The sequence below is a fragment of the Arachidicoccus ginsenosidivorans genome, assembly GCF_007971385.1.
In the GTDB taxonomy this organism is placed as follows: domain Bacteria; phylum Bacteroidota; class Bacteroidia; order Chitinophagales; family Chitinophagaceae; genus Arachidicoccus; species Arachidicoccus ginsenosidivorans.
On the sequence record NZ_CP042434.1, the window covers coordinates 5,714,571 to 5,734,242 of the forward strand.

Annotated in this window: 16 protein-coding genes; 5 read left to right on the forward strand and 11 right to left on the reverse strand. The window is 39.9% G+C overall.

Features of this window, described 5'->3' with window-relative positions:
• Positions 1-35 precede the first annotated feature (35 nt).
• Positions 36-923, forward strand: a complete 888-nt coding sequence (locus FSB73_RS22900) for a glycoside hydrolase family 16 protein (RefSeq protein ID WP_158639688.1) — start codon at positions 36-38, stop codon at positions 921-923.
• Between the two features lie 373 nt (positions 924-1,296).
• On the opposite strand, the gene FSB73_RS22905 is transcribed toward FSB73_RS22900, so the two are convergent.
• Together FSB73_RS22905 and FSB73_RS22910 are read right to left on the reverse strand one after the other, a co-directional pair.
• Positions 1,297-1,506: a carbohydrate-binding protein gene (locus FSB73_RS22905; protein ID WP_146787784.1), complete on the reverse strand. Its 210-nt coding sequence runs from the start codon at positions 1,504-1,506 to the stop codon at positions 1,297-1,299.
• 296 nt (positions 1,507-1,802) lie between these two features.
• A complete protein-coding gene (locus FSB73_RS22910) occupies positions 1,803-2,864 on the reverse strand; it encodes an AAA family ATPase (protein ID WP_146787787.1) in 1,062 nt (353 codons plus the stop codon).
• A 1,106-nt stretch (positions 2,865-3,970) separates the two neighbouring features.
• On the opposite strand from FSB73_RS22910, the gene FSB73_RS22920 reads away from it, so the two are divergent.
• On the forward strand, positions 3,971-4,636 hold the full coding sequence (locus tag FSB73_RS22920) for an AAA family ATPase (protein ID WP_146787790.1): 666 nt from the start codon (positions 3,971-3,973) through the stop codon (positions 4,634-4,636).
• Positions 4,633-5,229, forward strand: coding sequence for an AAA family ATPase (locus FSB73_RS22925; RefSeq protein WP_146787793.1), 597 nt, complete (start codon positions 4,633-4,635; stop codon positions 5,227-5,229). The genes FSB73_RS22920 and FSB73_RS22925 overlap by 4 nt, the downstream gene beginning before the upstream one ends.
• A 511-nt stretch (positions 5,230-5,740) precedes the next feature.
• On the opposite strand, the gene FSB73_RS22930 is transcribed toward FSB73_RS22925, so the two are convergent.
• From FSB73_RS22930 to FSB73_RS22965, 9 genes are all read right to left on the reverse strand, one after another.
• Complete coding sequence (locus FSB73_RS22930) at positions 5,741-7,252, reverse strand: DUF4972 domain-containing protein (RefSeq protein ID WP_225974309.1); 1,512 nt, start codon at positions 7,250-7,252, stop codon at positions 5,741-5,743.
• Positions 7,253-7,295: 43 nt separating this feature from the next.
• Positions 7,296-8,444, reverse strand: coding sequence for a DUF4972 domain-containing protein (locus FSB73_RS22935; RefSeq protein ID WP_146787798.1), 1,149 nt, complete (start codon positions 8,442-8,444; stop codon positions 7,296-7,298).
• Positions 8,445-8,460: 16 nt separating this feature from the next.
• Positions 8,461-8,940, reverse strand: a complete 480-nt coding sequence (locus FSB73_RS22940; RefSeq protein WP_146787802.1) for a glycoside hydrolase family 76 protein — start codon at positions 8,938-8,940, stop codon at positions 8,461-8,463.
• Positions 8,889-9,743, reverse strand: coding sequence for a glycoside hydrolase family protein (locus FSB73_RS22945; protein ID WP_146787805.1), 855 nt, complete (start codon positions 9,741-9,743; stop codon positions 8,889-8,891). Before FSB73_RS22945 ends, FSB73_RS22940 begins: the two co-directional genes overlap by 52 nt.
• 228 nt (positions 9,744-9,971) lie before the next feature.
• A complete protein-coding gene (locus FSB73_RS27150) occupies positions 9,972-10,199 on the reverse strand; it encodes a RagB/SusD family nutrient uptake outer membrane protein (RefSeq protein WP_317132888.1) in 228 nt (75 codons plus the stop codon).
• A complete protein-coding gene (locus FSB73_RS22950; protein WP_262712433.1) occupies positions 10,196-12,013 on the reverse strand; it encodes a RagB/SusD family nutrient uptake outer membrane protein in 1,818 nt (605 codons plus the stop codon). Before FSB73_RS22950 ends, FSB73_RS27150 begins: the two co-directional genes overlap by 4 nt.
• A 10-nt stretch (positions 12,014-12,023) precedes the next feature.
• Complete coding sequence (locus tag FSB73_RS22955) at positions 12,024-15,506, reverse strand: SusC/RagA family TonB-linked outer membrane protein (RefSeq protein WP_225974310.1); 3,483 nt, start codon at positions 15,504-15,506, stop codon at positions 12,024-12,026.
• A gap of 134 nt (positions 15,507-15,640) precedes the next feature.
• A complete protein-coding gene (locus FSB73_RS22960) occupies positions 15,641-16,633 on the reverse strand; it encodes a FecR family protein (RefSeq protein ID WP_146787808.1) in 993 nt (330 codons plus the stop codon).
• Between the two features lie 102 nt (positions 16,634-16,735).
• The gene (locus FSB73_RS22965; protein ID WP_146787811.1) at positions 16,736-17,353 is read right to left on the reverse strand and encodes an RNA polymerase sigma-70 factor; all 618 of its coding nucleotides are present in this window, start codon (positions 17,351-17,353) and stop codon (positions 16,736-16,738) included.
• A 518-nt stretch (positions 17,354-17,871) separates the two neighbouring features.
• Here FSB73_RS22965 and FSB73_RS22970 point away from each other — a divergent pair.
• On the forward strand, positions 17,872-18,315 hold the full coding sequence (locus FSB73_RS22970) for a hypothetical protein (RefSeq protein WP_146787814.1): 444 nt from the start codon (positions 17,872-17,874) through the stop codon (positions 18,313-18,315).
• 274 nt (positions 18,316-18,589) lie between these two features.
• A complete protein-coding gene (locus FSB73_RS22975) occupies positions 18,590-19,582 on the forward strand; it encodes a tellurite resistance/C4-dicarboxylate transporter family protein (protein ID WP_225974902.1) in 993 nt (330 codons plus the stop codon).
• Positions 19,583-19,672 lie beyond the last annotated feature (90 nt).

Sequence of the window (19,672 nt, forward strand, 5' to 3'; positions counted from 1 at the left end):
TACCCAATGGAAGAGGCGGCTATTATGAAGTTAGGGTGAGGCGAAATTATACAGGGCATCCCTCTGGTCTGAATACAGCATTTTGGTTTGACAGCCCAGGCCCTGATTTAAGGTACTATTATCAAAAGGGTACTACAATAAGTGGGGTCGCGGGGATCCGGCCTAAAGGACAACTCTTTGAAATCGATATGTTTGAAAATATGAATGCCCAATTTGTCATGCATGGCCATGTGGACAGTAATGGCCGATTTGTTCATAATCTTGCCACGGATATTGCCAAGGGTTACGAACATAGAGGTAATTGGGTTATACATGGTCTGTTATGGACACCTAACGCTATAAAACACTATATAAATGGAAAATTGATGCACAGCTATGATGATCCCCATCAGATTTATAGTCCTGATCATTTTATGAATGTACTATTAGGGGCTTATGGAAAAGGGGGCAGCGTATCTCTCCAGGTGGATTACATCAGGGCCTATCACTGGCCCATCAATAAAGCCAACGAGCTGCCAAATTCAGGTTTTGAATTAAATGACAATATGCTTCCTTGGCAAGGGACCGCTAAATTGAGCAAAGCGGTAAAATTATTTGGAAAAGCATCTGCCAAATTAAATCCAGGTGATTGCCTTTATCAATATGTCTATGTCAGCTCAGGCGCTCGTTATGAACTTCAATTTTCCGTATTAGGCGCTGGAAATTTATCAGGCCAGGTTAATCATGTTGCAGCAGTTACCGGCCAAACAACTACAGCTGCCAAGGAAAACTATTATTTAGATGGTAAAAATATAAAGCGCAACAAACTTTGTTTTACAACGCTTGAGGCGCCAAAGGGACATACAAAGACAATTAAAGTGGCATTTCAGAATAGGGGAAATACCACTTTGTACCTGGATGGATTCATCTTAAGGAAGCTTTAGTCATTAGCCAAAAAAGAGATATCAGCTTTTATTTTGACAGTCTCAAAAAATCCCCACAAAGCCCCCAATAACAAATTCTTTAATTTTAGCCCGTTTTTTATTTGCAAAAAACATGCTGGTGTCCCTGCGTTTTGAGAAAGATCAGCCATCATAACCGCTAAAGTTATCGGACGATGTGAGTCTCAGATTGGGGGCCTGATAAATACTGCCCAAAGGTTAATGGTCATCAATCATTTGCTATTTTCATAATCTGTATCTCGTCTATAAGCGCTTCATTGACGTCAACATTCATATTTTCATCTGCAGGTTTTAAACAAATTTCTAATTCATGGTCACCCTTATCGAGCTCACATCTAACCTTATTGCTCCATCCTCAATTACTCCACCCATCTTTTCCGCGCTGGGGCATCACAAGCGTGCCGAGCTTATGGCTTCCATCCAGCAAGGTTCTGATCGCACATTTATTTTCCGTGTTTATAGGACCACTGCCATTGCCATAGCGCAAGCTCAGTAAATAGGTGCCCTTTTGTTTAATATTGACATGTACCCGAATTTGCCTGTTTTTTTCTGTGGTTGTTTTCACATATCCGCTACCTGTAAATCCCGGATTGGCATTTTATGGACTTAGGCCAAAATCTTCTACCTGTAAACTGATAACTGAACGGGCGGGAGAAATCTCAATGGGTTCACTGGCAAATGATTCCAGGTAATTTTTGTTAATCGAGACGACTTGGTAGATGCCGTAATAACTGGTATCAATGCTTATTTTTGTTTATTCGGCCCTACAGTTTTAAAAGGTATTAGGTGAGGTGTCAAAACATTATTACAAAACTTTTATGCTGTTTTAGGCTAGAAAACAATTATAATAGTCATCACATATTAATAATTTGGTTGCCCCCCAGTAATAATATTTCTTTTCCATAAATCAACAATGGTATAATCATCCAACCATTGTTGTAAATTTTCATTGTTTAATCTATTAAATATTGTTTGTCCATTTACCTGGTCTACTGTTAGAATATCTTCGGCTTGAAAATAACTGATTAAGTTAGTTGACTGTGTGGCTAGAATAACTTGACAATCCCTTTCTGATGCTGACTTAATCATCCCTGCTAATTTTGAAATTGCAGCTGGATGCAAACCTAATTCAGGCTCATCTATGATAATAGTACCTGGTAAATCTGGCTGCAGAAAAAGCAAAGATAACGCAATGAAGCGAATTGTACCATCGGATAGATCACTTGCACCAAAAACCACGTCACTATATTTGTCTATCCATTGCAATCGAATATTATTTTCTTTATTGGGAGCAAAATAAAAATCTGAGAAATATGGTGCAATGGATTGAATATTTTTAATAATTCTATTATAAACCTTTTTGTTTGTTTCCTGAATATAATACATAAATGCAGCAAGGTTCATACCGTCCTGATAGAAATAATATATATCATTTTCAATATTACTATATTTGGTAAAAGGAGAATTAGAACCAGTGTCATGAAAATGATACTTTCTAAAGCCTTTTAAAGATTTAATAATATATTTAGCTCCCAAATGATCAGTAAACTTAATATTTGCTTCTGTTTCTGACCTACTTATATTCTTTGAATCACCTTGATACATTAAACATTCTTTCAACAATACAAAGCCATCTGTGCCAGATTGTAATATTGCAGAATAACCATTTAAGCCACGATCGAATTCCAACTTAAACGAAATAGTATTTGAACTCTTAATTCCTTTATGCAAAATCTTGTCACTTCCGCCTTTCAGAGCAACATATTCGTTCAATTTACGATTATACAATTTATTAAGGAAATCAAAAAAAGAAACAAAATTACTTTTTCCACTGCCATTTGCCCCAATTAAAATATTAATAGGCGCAAGGTCTACGGACGCGTCTTTAATAGACTTATAACCTTTTATTTCTATATAGTCCATAAAATAAAATCTATTTTTTTTGTATGCTCTAATAAAATCTGATTTCCGGCAATATTTGAAGCATGCATGGCCGCATCATTATCCTTCACAATATCCATAACCTGGTTCACAATCTGTAAAACTACTAATTCTGTAATTCCATAATTTTTATTTCATTGCCAACACCTCAACCTAGCCCCTTTTCATATGCCGCAATCCTTTTTCTATTTTACTCAATTACGCCGTGTCTATTTCAAGATAGGCAGCGACTTGCCGTAAATAAAGGTTTTGCTGTTCTCTAAGTGCTCTAATTTTTGAACCGAATTGGCTATTCATTGTCTTATATTGACTTGTCAATTTTCGACAAAAATAGACAAATTATTTGAGAATAAGAGCTTAAGCCATAATTGTCTAGGTTATCCACATCGATTCTTTAGAATAAATTATATTAACATTTTTATCTACATGTATTGGTTTGCCTGTGTGTTTGCTATTCATTGGGACGAAAAAAACGATGATCAGTATAGCATTAGCTTAATTTCGTTATTATAAGGAACATAGAATGGAACGTAAACAGGTACTTAATGTGGAAACAATCATACCGATCACATTGGCTAACACTGAACGACCAAAGTTGTCCACAATCTGAAATGGGTATGTAGTCGCAAAGAATGCAAACAACTATTTTGTATCACCATGGTTCACAGTAAGAGAGTAGACTAAAAGGCAGGGAAAGAAGAACTGGCAGAATGTAATTAGTTCAGTAATAAAAAGACATTGCGGAGCAGTTCAACGGCGCTATTCGAAGGCATTGGGTGTTGAAGCCAAATTATATTGGACACTTGATGATGCATTCCGGGAGGGTCAAAAATAAAAAAGAGCGGCTGAAGCTACACAAAATTTTTCATTGATGACTCAAATCGCATTAGACTTCATCAAAAAATATCATCCAAGGGGAAAAGATAGTGGCGGTACAAGAATTAGTGCCCAACACAAAAGCTATATGGCCGCCTAGAATGAGAATCAATTACAAAAATCATTCAATATTAATCACTTTTTTACACATTTAGTAATTAATAATCAATTATGCATTTTTATTTATTTATTTTGTACAAAATAAACAAATTATGATCTTAGATTTCAAATTCACAAATTACCGTTCCTATAAAAATAAGGCAGTTTTCAGTATGCAAGCTGAATCAGCCAAATCCGAAACAAATAATTTAATAGAATTTGAAAATACTGCGGGCCAACAATTTAAAATATTAAAAGCAGCAATTGTTTATGGACCAAATGCATCAGGTAAATCAAACTTAATTAAGGCAATACTAGATGTAATAGACTTCATTGTAAACAGGCCTATTGTAGACACTCCTATCAGATTATATAAACCATTCAAGTTCGAAAAGCAAACAAAAAGCCATCCTTCATCAATTGAAATTACCTTTTTAGGTCCCAAAAAAATCAAATATAACCTAAAATTCCAAATTCAAGAAAACCAAGTCATAAGTGAATCTTTAGACTATTACCCAAACAATAGAAAATCTAATATTTATTTTAGAGATGAAGATACTAACGAAAAAAATTTGCAAGAGAATGACAATACAACCGTTATCATAAAATATAGAAAGAAAGAATTCACTATTTTCAAGAATCAATTATTCCTTTCTAGATTCGCCGAAGACCCAGACGACATACTAACCCCTGTATATCAATATTTCAGAAACAATTATGGATCTTCTCTTAGAAAAGATAATGCAGCAATCCAAGCAGAGATCTCAAAAAATTATTGAAGAACAGCTTACTCAAAAGACAAGTATCAAACTTAATAACAGCCATAGATACAAAAATTAAAGGAATTACTATAAGTGACAAAGCAACAAAGGATCAATTTTCAGTTCAATTAGGATTTGTTTCTGAGTATATTATCCATGCAGAACATGATTTATATGATGATGGGATGTTGCAACAAAAAATAGAATCATTAACCTTTTCAGAAGAATCTAAAGGAACACAGACATTATTTATACTGGGTGCAAGAATTTTGGATGCGATCAATAATGGGAGTGTTCTGATAATTGACGAGTTTGATACAAGCCTGCATCCTCATGTGACTAGGTTCTTGTTAACATTGTTTTTATCCTCCTATAACAATAAGGGAGCCCAATTAATTTTTTCAACGCACGATATATCTTTATTAGAAAAAAACTTATTAAGACGAGACCAAATTTGGTTCACAGAAAAAAAAGACAATGGTGCCAGTGAATTATATTGTTTACAGGATTTTGAAGGCATAAAAGAGGATATACCCTTTGAAAAATGGTATATGGCTGGAAAATTTGGTGCGCTCCCTAACCTTCACCATATTGATAACGTATTTGAATAAAATGCTTATACCACAAAGAAAACTCTTATTGATTGTTTGTGAAGGTAGTAAGACCGAACCTGGATATTTTTATGAATTACAAAAGGCGATAAATAAAATTCACCCTGATTATTATATCGTCCTCAAGCTAAATCCCAAGAAGCGACGGATATTATTGATTCGTGAAAGCGCCTACAAAATAACTAAGGTGCCACAAGTATAATAGTTGAAAATTTTAATTATAACGACAACGACCTGTAAAAATAGGCGTTCAAAGAAGCTGTAAAATTCAGAAAGATATGCCCAAGAAAGTTAAATATCTAACAAAAGCTGCTCAGTTAAGTGCATCATTTGGATCAGCCGCATCGTAAATATGTCTTTGTCGTAAAAAATTAGGTCTCATAAAATCGAATGGCCACAATAAAATAAATTATTATTTTATTGTGGCCATTCGAATATTTCTACAAATACATGCAATAAAGCCAAGGTCTAAAAGAGTTCAATTCACTTTTCTTCCTGCCTTTGCACTTTGCTAATTTTGTGGCACTTCGGAGGATTCTACCCATTTAAAGCTTCCTTTAAGGCTAGCGTTATGGCGGCCGGTCAGATCCTTAAATTCAGTAGCCGTAGGCTTATTGCCTTTCTTTTCAAAATCCCAGGCGGCTACCAGATCAGGATTGTCTGCAGTAACGTCTGTAGATAGGCCTAAATAATCATTTCTGACCTGATCCTCTGATCGATTGGTTTTCCAGATCCTGATTTTTTTGATATAACCGGAGAATGCTTCATGGCGGTTACCATCGTCATCCAGTGAACAAAATCCTGTCATATGCACCTGGTATTTGATACAATTATCCGAAATATAAGTTCTCCAAGGCTCTCCGACACGGATAATCTCCCCCTGTCTTTGACCATCAATCATGGAATAACATTTTACGTCGGTAGGTGTATCAAATCCAGGTAATCCCTGATCTCTAAATAAAAAGGCGTAATGTGTCCATCTGTTCATCGTCCAGTTGTCTTCCTTTTTCCAGCCTGGCTCCCACTCTTTTGCATTGGATGGGCCACTGTCTTCCCAATGGGCAACCATGGTTCTTAATAACCCTTTTTTCCTGTCCTGTGCTCTCCAGCCGCTATAATAATCTTTTTTGGTCATGGTAGACAAAAAACTGCTATTATCCTGGCCAGATTCCGTGACATACTCGGTAATATTGACCCAAAGTTCAATGGTAAATGCCTGTTGTCCATCTGGTCCGAACTTTACATAATCCGGGCTATAACCAAAATCTATATAACCACCATTATTGCCATCCACAAACAGATTCCAGACAATATTATCTTCCTGCCATTTGGTATCTTCGACCTTTTGCATGGCCTGATCTGCCGATTGCATTGCATCGTCATACAATTCCTGGGTCATATTTGTAATAGAACCGGACAGGATATTTTCCACCAAACTATTGAGAGCGGCAATGGCAGATTCCAGATATTGCTTACTGTCAATCGGGTACTGGCCCTTATGATTACCCCACTTGGTATCATCTTTCAGCAAAACATCAAATTGTTTAGCTTTTGCCTTGAGCATATTAGCATAGCTTCTGGCCTGTTCAGACAGGTTATACAGCCTACTGTCTTTAAACTGATCTATAGCTTGGTTGACGCCGGTCACCGTTTCGGCTAATGCCTCCTTGGAAATCGAACCTCCTGCCTTAAGGTTGTCGATTAGTTCATCCAGGGATTTGATTTCCTTGGTTAAGATGTCTTTGGAATTTTCCGGATAGGTTCCAGGCGCTGTTCCATATTTGGAACTGTTTAGCAAGGCCTGTAAGTTATCCCGCTGGGTTTGGATCGTGCTTAAACTGGTATTGGTTATAAAACCAAGGTCTTTGGTTTCAGAGGTACATCCTATGGCAAAAACCAGGGTGAGCATGCAACTGATCACAAGTAAAAGCATCCCTGCTTTTGGCCTATTTGAATAGGCCGTTCTTTTCGATTTTGTTGATCCCGATACCCTTGCTGATCTATGATTTATCAATGCTTTCATATTATAAATAGATTTATCTAATTATTATTCGAGTCTGTATTTTCTATTGTATGACTTCCCACTTATAGGTGCCAATGAGTTTGGCCTCATGTTTACCAGTCAGATCCAATACGACATTATCACTACCGGTGGGCTTGCTGCTAAAATCCCAGGCCGCTACCAGATTTGGCTCTTTACCCCGGATATCGGTCTGTTCCATGTAAGAAGATTTGATATAATCATCTGATTTGGCTTCTTTCCAGATTCTGATCTTTTTCATGTATCCGGAAAAGCCTTCTTCCATTTTTTCCATATTGATCCAGCGGCAAAATGCGGTCATGGGTTTGTCGTAGTTATCGTAGTCGGAAGAATTATACACTTCTGCTGTATTGCCATTGTTTTGAGTGGCAACTACTTCTCCATTCAGGTAGAGTTTGGCTCTTAAGGCAGGATTGCCTTCCAGACCTTTATCGCTATAGACAAAGGCAAAATGTTGCCATTGTTGTTCAGCTGGTGCTGGAAAATTAGGTTCCCATAGGCCGTACCGGCTGTCGGAGACGATACCACCCCAGGTAACCCGATAGATACCGTTATTTGACTTTCTCCAGTACATCATCCAGCCGTTTCTCCACCGGTCTGTTCCATTGGACAAATAGGTGCATAAAAAGATACTGTTATCATAAGGGCCGCGCTCCATAATCTTCACCCAGAATTCTATGGTAAATGATTGATTTCCAGTTTCGCCAAATACGGTATAATCCCGACTTCTGCCAAAGTCAATATAAGACTGTGTGGTTTTGCCATCAACAAAGAGCTCAGCTGGTATGGTTTCAGCATCTTCTGTGCGCAGGCTGTTGTTAAATTTTTCTATGGCGTTATTGATCTGGGTAATATAGCGCTCTTTTTCGCTCTCTGAGGGCGCAGGATCCTGATATTTGATCAGCAGCACATAGCGGTTGGCATTACTAATGGCATCCGTCAGAATTGCACGGCTTTCCGTAGGATACTGTCCTGCGTGTGTCCCGTAATCTGCGTTTTGTGACAAGGTGGTCATATTAGATACCAGGGTATCCAGTTTGACGATATAGGCATCCTTTATTTCTGTTGCAGCCTCAAAATGGTGCTTTTCTTCGCTGCATGAGGTTATCTGCAGCATCAGTAAAGTGCATCCAAGGGTCAGCAATAAAATCATCTTTCTCATTTGCTTTCTCATTTGCTTACTTTTTTAATTATTTTTCTGAGGGAAATAACAACATTAAAGCCGGGATACCTGAGGCGTCATAACAACTAACCGTAGGCCCCGCTTTCTTGGTATAATCCTTTATGGTCAGGTTTTTATCATTTCTGTTGTTCCATCCATATCCAATAGAGCGTTCCATCCAGGGAAGAAAATCTGTTTGTTCACAATCCTTGATCAATATTTGCATATACTGAGCAAAGATGGCTGTATAAATACCTTGCTCGGTTCCACCGCCATTGGGCAGGATAAACAATGGAGCAGACATCACGTTCATTGTGTAATTGGCCGCGAGTATAGCGTTATCTAAATAAGACTGCTCACCGGTAATTTTGTAGAGTATGCAGGAAGCGCCAATAAATGTGCCTTGATTATAGAGGGTCGCATGCCAGTCTACACTGTTTTCATGGCGACTGTCTGCTACATTGCCGCTGCCTTTATCAAATAAGTTGTTGACGCCCCACTCATAGATCTCTTTGGCATTTTCAGGTAGGTATCCCGGCTAAGCCATCTTGGGTAATCGGGATTGCCGTCAAAACCAATTTTGTCGTCTGCCTGGTGTTGTACATCGGAGGCTGCAATATTATTATATAATGTCGCCGCGGCGATAACTGCTGGAAAGTTAATACAGGACATTTTCCCAGTTCCGCTGTTATCGGGCGGATTTTGGTTATTCCATTGCCAGAACATACCGCCATTTACTTTGTCATAAGACCCTCTGTCTTTTAGCTTGTAGGAACCATACCAGACCCTACAGAAGCTTTCATCGGCTCTTTTTAGATATTGTGGGTCTTTAAACAGGCCATAGGCTCTGGAAAAGGAGATCGTCCACCACATGATATCATCGTATATAAACCAGCCGTCGTTTGGATCCTGGTTATCAAAATCAAAACCAACATAATGAGCACTGTCCCCTTTGTAGATATCAGCGACCAGTTGCTTATATTGAGTGGCACGCTGGGTATTTGACTGCTGCTCTGCCAGTTTATAGGCATTCATGGCCATATCCCAATATATTGCCTGGGTCCAGATGGCGCCGATAGTGGATTTAGAATTGGCGCCGTCGGCAATGTCATTATTAACTTTATAAACGCTGGTTACTGGATCTAACAGATACTGATTAAAGGCGTCATAGGCCTTCCAGGTATCTTCGTTATGATAGGCTGGCACAATATCATAATCCAGCACATACTTTTTATTCACCTGATGATTACAGGCACTGCTGACAATACAGCCGAGGAGCAAAAAAGTAGCAGAAACGATATATATTTTCATTTTCATAAATATTTATGTGTATCAAAGTGATCAGTGTACTGGTTGCAGTGGCTATTTGTTTAAGGCTTTTTTAGGAGCCTGGCGAACACCAGGCCCCCAAAAAACATTATTAACTATTTACCTAAAAACTTGCTACTTAAACTGACTTACCTAAATCGAGGAACGATCTGTACAATTTAACCTATCCGAACCCTCTGAACCTCTTACACCTGATCTTCCTTTTAAAATTTAATACCCTATATTTTGTACCAGGTTCTTGTCTATATCGATCTCCCCTTGTGGAATGGGGAAGAAATACTGGCGGTCAAAATACCGGTCAACAACCTGTGTGCGGGTGAAAAAGTCATTACCATCTGCATTTACATTCATGCCATGAACGGGTTTATTCAGGTAGGTAGTGGCCAGTCCCCAGCGGCGCAGGTCAAAGTAGCGGGTATTTTCAAAAGCCAGTTCTATTCTTTTTCTTTGCGGATCAGTTCCATGACGTCATCGAAACTAGTTGGCCGCGGTAATGCATTTGCGCCTTCTCCATACATGGGGATGCCGGCACGTTTGCGGATCATATTCATATACTTCCACAGCTCAGGGCTGGAAGGACTTATATGAGCAAGGGCCTCCATATAGTTGAAATAAATATTGGGCAAGCGCAGCAGCACACAGACCAAGGGTTGATTGCGATTACCGGCTCCCATGCACTTACGCACCAGATACCCTGTACTGCTATAATCATTGACGCCATAGAGCTTACCACAGGATCCACTATAATAAAAATCTGTTATATTGCCACCATTGGTTCCGTCAAACCATTTCTGCCCATTGAAAGTGATGTCTGCATAAAACCGGGGCTCGCGGTTTACATACATCATTCGGGTACCGGCGGGGGCATATAATTGTCCCGTAGAAGATTTGTAATCTGACTTACTGAATCCATCCTCTACATAACCGGAGGCTTCGTTGATATTTGGTGTTACGCCATCTGCTTTATAGCCGTTGATTGGCGAAAGTCCGTTACTCATAAAATAGGCGTCTACCTGCTCCTGAGTAGCACCCAGAAGACTTCCGCCTTTGTAGTTGCCGTCGCTGATTCGGTGATCATTGGGCATACGGTCATATTCCATTGTACCTGCGGAGTTATCGATCCGGTAGAATATCATTTCTGTATTGTTGCCAATCTCGCTTCTTGGGGTACGTACGGCACGTCTGTAAGATTCATAAGGGTCAAAGCCTGCATCATCTGGACTGGGAACAGATTTACCACTATTATCTGTATACATCAGTTTAAAACGACTGCCAAATCTATTTAAGAAATCGGCGGATTCATCGGCGACTTTCTGCCAGTTGCTTTTAATGGTGGCTGCATTAGGTGTTTCGGGGAAAAGTTTAGTGCCGTCCAGGTTAACTAAATTGGCATAATAGTTACTTTCTCCGTCAAATAACCAACTGGCTCTAAGGGTCAGTGCTTCTATAACAAAAGCCTGAGCTACGGCCTGGTCAATTCTCCCATAACCCGTTACCGCATCTGAAGTAGCACTTTGCAATAAGCCTTCCTTTTGTGCTTCTTTTAGCTGTGTAACGATATAACTAATACATTCATCTACCGGATTTCTGGGAAGCTGCAGTTCTTCTGTAGGTGTATTTTGGGTATACTCCTCGGTCAAAATCGGTACCGGTCCATAAGCCCGGACCAGGTAGAAATAATAAATGGCTCTGAGTGCCTTGGCTTCAGCCTTCCACTGGACTTTTTCTGAGGTGCTGACCTGGTCGGCAGGTGTTTTATCGATGCTTGCCATAAATTCATTGGCCTGCTGGATGCCTGTGTACCAACTCTTCCAACGCCACTTAACCATCGTCTCATCGGTGGCGTCCAGGGTGTTGTAGTTTATCAGCTTGGCTTTATTGCCGGGAGATACATATTCTGTTTCGTCTGAAGCGGCTGTCCAGGGACCAGGGGTTCTATAGAGCACTGTTTCATGGACCTGTCTTTGATTGAATTCATCGGGAATGTAGGTGTAGACATTGCCTAAATAACCTAAAGCGCCGGATCTTGTCTTAAAGACTTCGGACATGGATAACCGGTCCTGGGGTACCTGATCAAAATACTTGGAACAAGAAGATAAGGTAAGGACAAAGGCGAGGGTTAGTGCAAAGAAATAGGCATAACAAACCCTATGTCCTTGCAAAGGTGCTTTTAGCTTCCCGCCAAGGTCCTTTGATTTAAGCGGCACTGAATGGCGGTTAAATATTTTAAATATTGATCTATTGCTTTTCATCTCTGTTTTTTTAAAAAGTGAAGTTTACGCCCAGGGACATGGAGCTGGTATTGGGATACTGGCTTCCGTTGTCTGTATTGAGTTCTGGATCCCAGAGTTTGAATTTGGTTATGGTAAACAGGTTATAACCCATCATATAGACGGCTGCATTTTTTAGTGACAGCTTGGATGCCCAGCTTTTAGGGAGGTTATAGGAGATCTGCAGGGTCTTGAGCCTTAAAAAATCCATATTGCGGACCCACCAGGTACTCGGCTGAAAGTTGTTCTGATTGTCGGCAGTCTCCGCTCCATAGGAAAGTCTTGGATAAAAGGCGTCTTGATTGGGATTATCCACTGTCCAACGGTCTTCTATATTTGCGTAAAGATTACCTGCGCCTCCACCGCCGTTAAAGGGCTGAATGCTATTACCTCTAAGTATTCGTTGTGCCTTGGCTACTCCCTGGAAAAGGGCACCCACAGAAAGCTCTTTGTATTTCACGGTAAAACCAAAACCATACACAATGGCCGGCACATCGCCTCGGTTAATATAGGTTTTATCATAGGCGTCGATTTTGCCATCATTGTTTAAATCCTTGTAACGAATATCCCCTGCCTTGACATTACCAAATTGAGAGGCAAAGGGTCTGGGAGTGATGAGCTTATCTTCTTCAGATAGGATATTCCAGCGGTCCATATCATCTATCTGCGATTGGGTGAAGAGCCCTTCTGCGATATAACCCGTCTGTCCTAAGATTTTTTGTCCGATCTGATTCATCCATGGATAACGCTGTTCCGGCAAATCTCCTTTGACCCATTTGTCATTATTGTATGTGAAGTTGCCTCTTAGGCTAACAGTCCAGTTCTTATTGATATGCCGGTTATATTCAATGGTACCGTCCAGCCCTTTGTTTTCTACGATCCCTACGTTGCCATAAGGGGAGGCCATATTAAAGCCAATAAATGAGGGTATGGAATTTTCCCGTTTAATCAGGATATTGGAGCGTCTTTCTTTAAACAGGTCTATGACAATGGACAGGTCGTCTCCGAAAAAACGCATATCAATCCCAAAATCTTGCTTGCGGGATTCTTCCCAGGTAAGGTCTACAGCGTTATTGACAATCTCATAACCGCCGTATTTATCTCCATTGGGCCCAAATACGTAGCCAAATGAACCATTGCCTTTGATCTGGTCTAAGTACATAAAGCGTCTGTCTGATACATTACTGTTGCCAATACGGCCATCAGTGTATCTGAACTTCAAAAAGGAGAAGACGCTTTTTACTGGTTCCCAGAATTTTTCATTGGAGACCACCCAGCCTACGCCGTAGGCTGGGAAGGTTCCATAGCGCTTTTTAGGTGAAAAGTTCTCGGCGCCAGTATAACCAATATTAAACTCTGCAAAATAACGGTCTTTCCAGGAATAGGTTGCTCTGCCGGCCAGTCCGCGCATTCTGTAAGGAATGGCATTTTCCAGGGTACCTTGTGGATATTCGAGTCGTTGTTGCTGGTTGTATAATAACAAGCCACTAACTCTATGGTCGCCAAAAGCCCGGTCATAAGTAAAGGAGGCTTCCAGGTAGGTCTTTTTATTGCCTTTTGACCCCTGGCTGTAATCCAGCACGTCGGAGCCTGTGTAGGTCTTGGTCAAAATAGGATACCCTTCCATATCATAGGGTACATTGATATCTGTAAAGTAGTAGGTAGATTCCCGGCGGCTCTGGTTTAAGCTAACCTCGTTATAAACGTCATAGGCGAACATACCGGATAGTTTCAAATTGGGGGTGATCATATCCAGATCCTGGGTTACCCTTAAGTTGGAATACACCTGATTTTTTGAAAGGTTATTGTAGCCTCTTCTGGTGGCATCTGCATATGGGTTGCGAAAGCCTCCATTGGGATTGATGCCTGGCACGAAGGGTTCTCCACGGACATAAAACATTTTTGGATAATCTACCGGGGATATGCCCATGGCTGAATTATAAACATCATGGGAGCCAATGGCGGCATAATTCCCTTCGCCTAAATAACCCTGTGCACCGATCTCCACTTTGGTGGTAGCGGTGGCATTTATGGCAATATTGGTGGTAAAGTTATACCGGTCATATTTCATTTTGGAATTATATCCGGTTATGGTTTTGTCCGTAGCCATCATACCGGTCTCATTATAATAGCTGACGGAAGCGTAATAGATGGCTTTTTCACTACCACCCCTGACATTGACATTGGCTCTGCGGTTGTGGCCCCAATCATTAAAGGTCTCCCGCAGCCAATCTACATCAGGGTATAAATAAGGATCTCTTCCAAGTCTGGTATTATCGATATAATCCTGGGTATATTTTGGCGTAAGTCCATCGTTGATCAACGCTTCATTGGCGGCCTGCATGTAACCAACACCATCAGTCAATTCTACTTTTTTGGTGAACTTGATGAAGGATTCATAATAATCCCCATTAATGGTGGGTTTACCTATTTTCCCGGGTTTGGTTCGTATAATAATAACGCCATTGGCACCACGCACGCCGTATACGGCGGTGGCGGAGGCGTCTTTTAGGATGGTCAGCGACTCTACGTCTTCGGGATCAATGTCATTAAAGGAGCGTTCCACCCCGTCCACCAAAATCAAGGGCGTGGCGCTGTTGGGTGTGGCAATGCCTCTGATCCAGATGTCCGCCGAATTCTTCCCAGGCTCACCTGAGCGTTGTACGGAGATCACACCCCCTAAGCGACCTGCCAGTGTTGCGGTCAGATTGGAGGAAGGAATTTTTAAATCACTGGTTTTCATGGTCGCCTGGGCACCTATATTGCTGATTTTTCGCTGTGTACCGTAGGCCACCACGACCGTTTCATTCAAATCGTTCACCTTTTCATATAAAGCGCCTTCGTAAAAGTTTTCTTTGCCATTTACTTTAATTTCTACATCGTTGTATCCGACATAACTCACGACTAATACGCCTTCTTTTATGGTGGTCTTCAGGGTATATAATCCGTCTTTGTCCGTATTGGTTCCTTCTGTCGTTCCCTGGACGCGAACACTGGCGCCTGAGATGGCGTTTCCTGTCTTCCCATCGATGATGCGCCCGCGCAGCTGCCTGGTCTGTCCAGTGGAAACGGGCTTTTTTTCAGGCGTTCTTTGGTTAATAATGGTTATATGTTGTCCTTCTATTCTATAACCCAGGTTTAAAGGGGCTAACAATCGGTCCAGTACAACAGAAACGCTTTGCTGCTGAACACTTAGCGAAACAGATCTGTTCGCATCGATGTTTTTAGCGTAAATAAAAAGATAGCTGGTCTGCTGCTCTATTTTTCTCAAGACCTCTTTTAAGGGTGTATTTTGGACACTGATCGTCACTTTATCGTTTTGATAGGTCGTCTGTCCTGCCTTTAGTTGTGTATAGCATGTGATCACAAGGATCAGGCACATGATCTTTATCCACTTTTTCATCATAGACCGGTAATGGCCTGCTTTGCTGCGCACTTGTCGGGCGGGCAGCACTGATTTTGCTGTATTACTCATGAATATTTTTGATTTTTAATGATTCCCAGATGACAATTGACTACTGTTGATTTTTTTCATAAACAAAACTTGTTAGAGGCCCAGTTATGCGGAGCAGAGCCACTTTCCGCTTATTTTCTATCCATTCATTTTTTTTAGTTTATAATGATATATGACGTGTCTTTTTTTTCTTTTATAAATTCTAATCCATAGCTATCCTTAAGTACCTTGAGTGCGTAATCCAGGCCATCACTTATCCGGAATTTTCCGGTGAGCAGTAGTTGCGGTTCTTTTAAATGCCGAATACTGATTTTATGGCCAAAGGCGGTTTGTAACTCTTCTAGTACTTCGGTGATTCCTTTATTATCAAAACAGATTAATCCTTCGCTCCATCTGTATTCATCTGGATTTTCTATTGGGGAGACAGTTAATGTGGTATTTTTTAGTTCGGCTTTTTGGGAGGGCAATAAATGAACGATTTGTCCATCCGGCGTTTGCACGTGAACATGTCCTTCTAACAGCGCAGTCTCAAAACGGGGTTTGTTGTCATAAGCGTATACGTCAAAGGTCGTTCCGGTAACGGTGATGTCACCTTTGATGGTACGGACGATAAAGGGATGGCTGGCATCTTTTGCCACCTGAAAATATCCTTCCCCGTTTAGATATACTGTTCTTGTTTTCCCGCTGAAACTAGCAGGATATTTAAAGGAGGAGCCTGCATTGATCCATACGACACTTTTATCGGGCAAAACCAACTTTTGCCTGGACCCGTCAGGGACTTTAATCTCTTTGTAGGATAGTTGGTTGGTGTCCAATCCCTTTTTGCTTTTACCAGGGGTATATTGTCCAAGGTAAAAGGTTATGCCGAGTATCAGAACAACAACGGCTGCAACGCTGGCTAACTTATAATATAGTTTTTGTTTATTGGTTGACAGTGGATGGACGGGAACTTTACTCCTTGGCTTGGCAGGAGGTTCTAAGAGTCGCTGTGCTGATTTCACCCTTTCTGCAAACCGGGCATAAGCCTCATCTTTATTATAATAATGAGACTGTGCGGTATCTGTTTTACTAGCCCAGTCCTGGAGTTTACTATTAAAATAATCTTTATTTTCACTGGATTGGTTAATCCACTGAGTGAGTAAGCGCATATCTTCCTTACTCAGTCCACTGCCTAGAAAGGTTGCTATTAAGGTATCGATATATTGGTTTTCCTGTCTGATTTTACTTGGCTTTTATTTAAGACAGTAAAATCAGAAGGGCGGGTAGTCGTTTTCAAAAATAATATATAATAATACGAAAATTGCCGGGTACTTATGGATTTGCTCCCTTAAATGCCTTAAGGCATTTTTGATATGGTATTTTACGGTGTTGACCGAAATACCAAGTTCTGCGGAGATTTCTTCGTATTTTTTTTCTTCCAAACGGCTTTTTAAGAAAACGGTTTTGCAATCGGCAGGTAATGAACTAAGTGCTTGCGTTAATTCCTGATTTAATTCTTTTTCATAGACTTCTTCAAGTGCAAAATCACAGGAAGTCGCGTAATGATCATTTTCATAGTAGGCTTCTCCAGCAAGTTGAGAGACAGGGACTTCTCGTTTGACCCGTGCCAGGGACAAGTAATTAATACTTCTGTTTCTGACTGCGCTCACCAGATAGCCTAATAAGCTGGTTTTTATCTGGAGCTTCTCCCTGATTTCCCAGAGATGAAATATGGTGTCCCCCACAATCATTTCAGCTTGTGCACTGTCTTTAAGGTACTTATTGGCCAAATGACAAAGCGATACATAATAATGATCATATATGTATTTATAGGCTTGTTCCGTGCCATCTTGCAATTGAGCAATGAGAATTTCTTCGCTTGTCTCCATTATTGTACCAATCTGGGGTAATAATCAAGTTTTAAAATCAAGACAATCAGGATGAACGACCAATTTTGAGGTATTTTATCCTGCAAGTTTTGCACGGAAAGTTAAGATTAATTTCTATTTTGCCAAGCTTTTCTGTTAAAAAAAATAAAAACAGCGATGGTTTTCAAATTTCTTCAATAGCCTTATGGACTGGCTGGAAAAAAATTTCCATCGTAAGGTAATGCCATATTTGTCATACATGAAATATAGTTATCCCATGTACTTTCCAATACTTTGCAACCTGCCTATTTTTGATTTGATTGGATAATTCAATAACATATACAAATATTTAGCATAGAGAACTATAAATAAATTTCAGATGATAGTTCCAATATATGAAAAAGCCAATGCATCACAAAACGTTCTATATCTAAGACTTATATATTATTTCAATAAATTTAATTACAAAAAGCAACTAAAAAAAAAATTAAATATTTATTTTTCCACCTTATTTAAAGAAAAATTAAAATATATACTTCATGGCGCACGCTGCATTTCATCAACTACTTCCGGAAATAGCAAAAACCGAATTAAGGTCAGTTATATTAGCTCCACAAAATCAATATGGAATTGCTCCAGGCACTTATGCATTTATTGAATTATATTGTGATGATTTAACCTGTGATTGCAGGAATGTCTACATTTATGTCACTAATTTACAAACGAAGGCAACAGAAGCCACTATTACATATGGTTGGGAACCACTGACGTTTTATATGGACTGGATGGGTATTGATGATAAAAATGATGCGACGATCAATGATTTTAAAGGTCCTTCGCTCTATGCTTTTGGTCAACAGGGCCATTACACAAAGCATTGGTTGAAGTTTTTCAAAGAAACGCTTAAGTCGGACAGGCCATATGCCAAAAGACTAGAGCGCCACTATCAACAAGTAAAATCGTTCATTGCAAGTAAAAAATAAATATAACAAGCAGTTTTATTTTTTATATTATTGATACAAACTAAATTTGGACTATACACACATCTAATCTAATCTAATCTAATTATCATGACCCGACAACCTTCATAGAATCGCAAGTGACGCTGATTGAACTTTTCTAAATTACAATAGTGTTTTAAAAACAAGTAAAGTTAATGGCGACAAATCTTAAAAAAAATATGATCAACCTGGCAAGAGGATAGCTGCAAATCAGTCATTCAACATTTGGACAAGAGCGGAAAATTATTTCTCTCCAATTGATTTTGCCATGGTAATGGCTACCGGTATAATAGCAATTGCTGCACTCCTTGAGGGTTATTCATGGCTGGCCTGGTCTTTATTTGTAATTGATGTTTTGCTTTTTGTTCTTTTGCTCATTTTTATGTTGCAAAGGCTACTATTCCAATGGCCTACTTTTATAAAGGATTTTAAAAGTTATGAAAAAGGACCCGGTGTTTTCACCTTTGTCGTTGCAATGTGCATGATCGGCAATGAAGTCATTTTATTTAATAATTGGATTGGTCTGGGGAAAATAATCCTGACCTTTGCGGTTATTTTTTGGTTGATTATTAACTACGGTTTTTTCTTCTATGTTACCACAACCAACCACAAAAAAAACCTGAAAGAGGGCATCAGCGGCAGCTGGCTATTAACAGTGGTTTCTATACAAGCCATTGCAGTGTTGACCATTTACTCTGCTCCCAGTAGTGAGGCTGCCATGTTTGTCGCCACTTGTTTATTTTTCACAGGCTGTGTGTTTTATCTTTATCTGATGTCGCTCATTGTTTACAGAATCTCCTTTTTTGAGTTGCATGCCAAAGATCTGGGGGCCGCCTATTGGATTAATATGGGGGCTACTGCCATTACTACGCTTGCTGGTTCTTTGCTCCTATTAAATGGCAAAGAATTTCATTTGATAGCTGCATTACTGCCCTTTATTAAAGGCCTAACTTTGCTATTTTGGTCGGCAGGCACTTGGTGGATACCCCTGCTGATCATGCTGGGCATTTGGCGTCATGGCGTCCGGAAAGTAAAGCCGCCGATCTCGTCCAGTGGCTATAGCCCTACTTACTGGGCATTTGTTTTCCCTTTAGGCATGTATACGGCTTGTACCTTTCGGCTTTCAGAAACCCTGGATCTGACCTTTTTGAAGGTTATACCTAAGTATTTTATCTTTTTTGCAATTATCACCTGGACGGCGGTTATGATTGGATTTATCAGTCATTTGCTGGTAAAAGAAAAGGCGTAAGATGAATGTTGGACCTGCGTATTGTCAGCGACAGATTAAGGCGGCCAAATAAGGCTCAGAGGAGACGACCTGTTAAGTCCATATTAGATT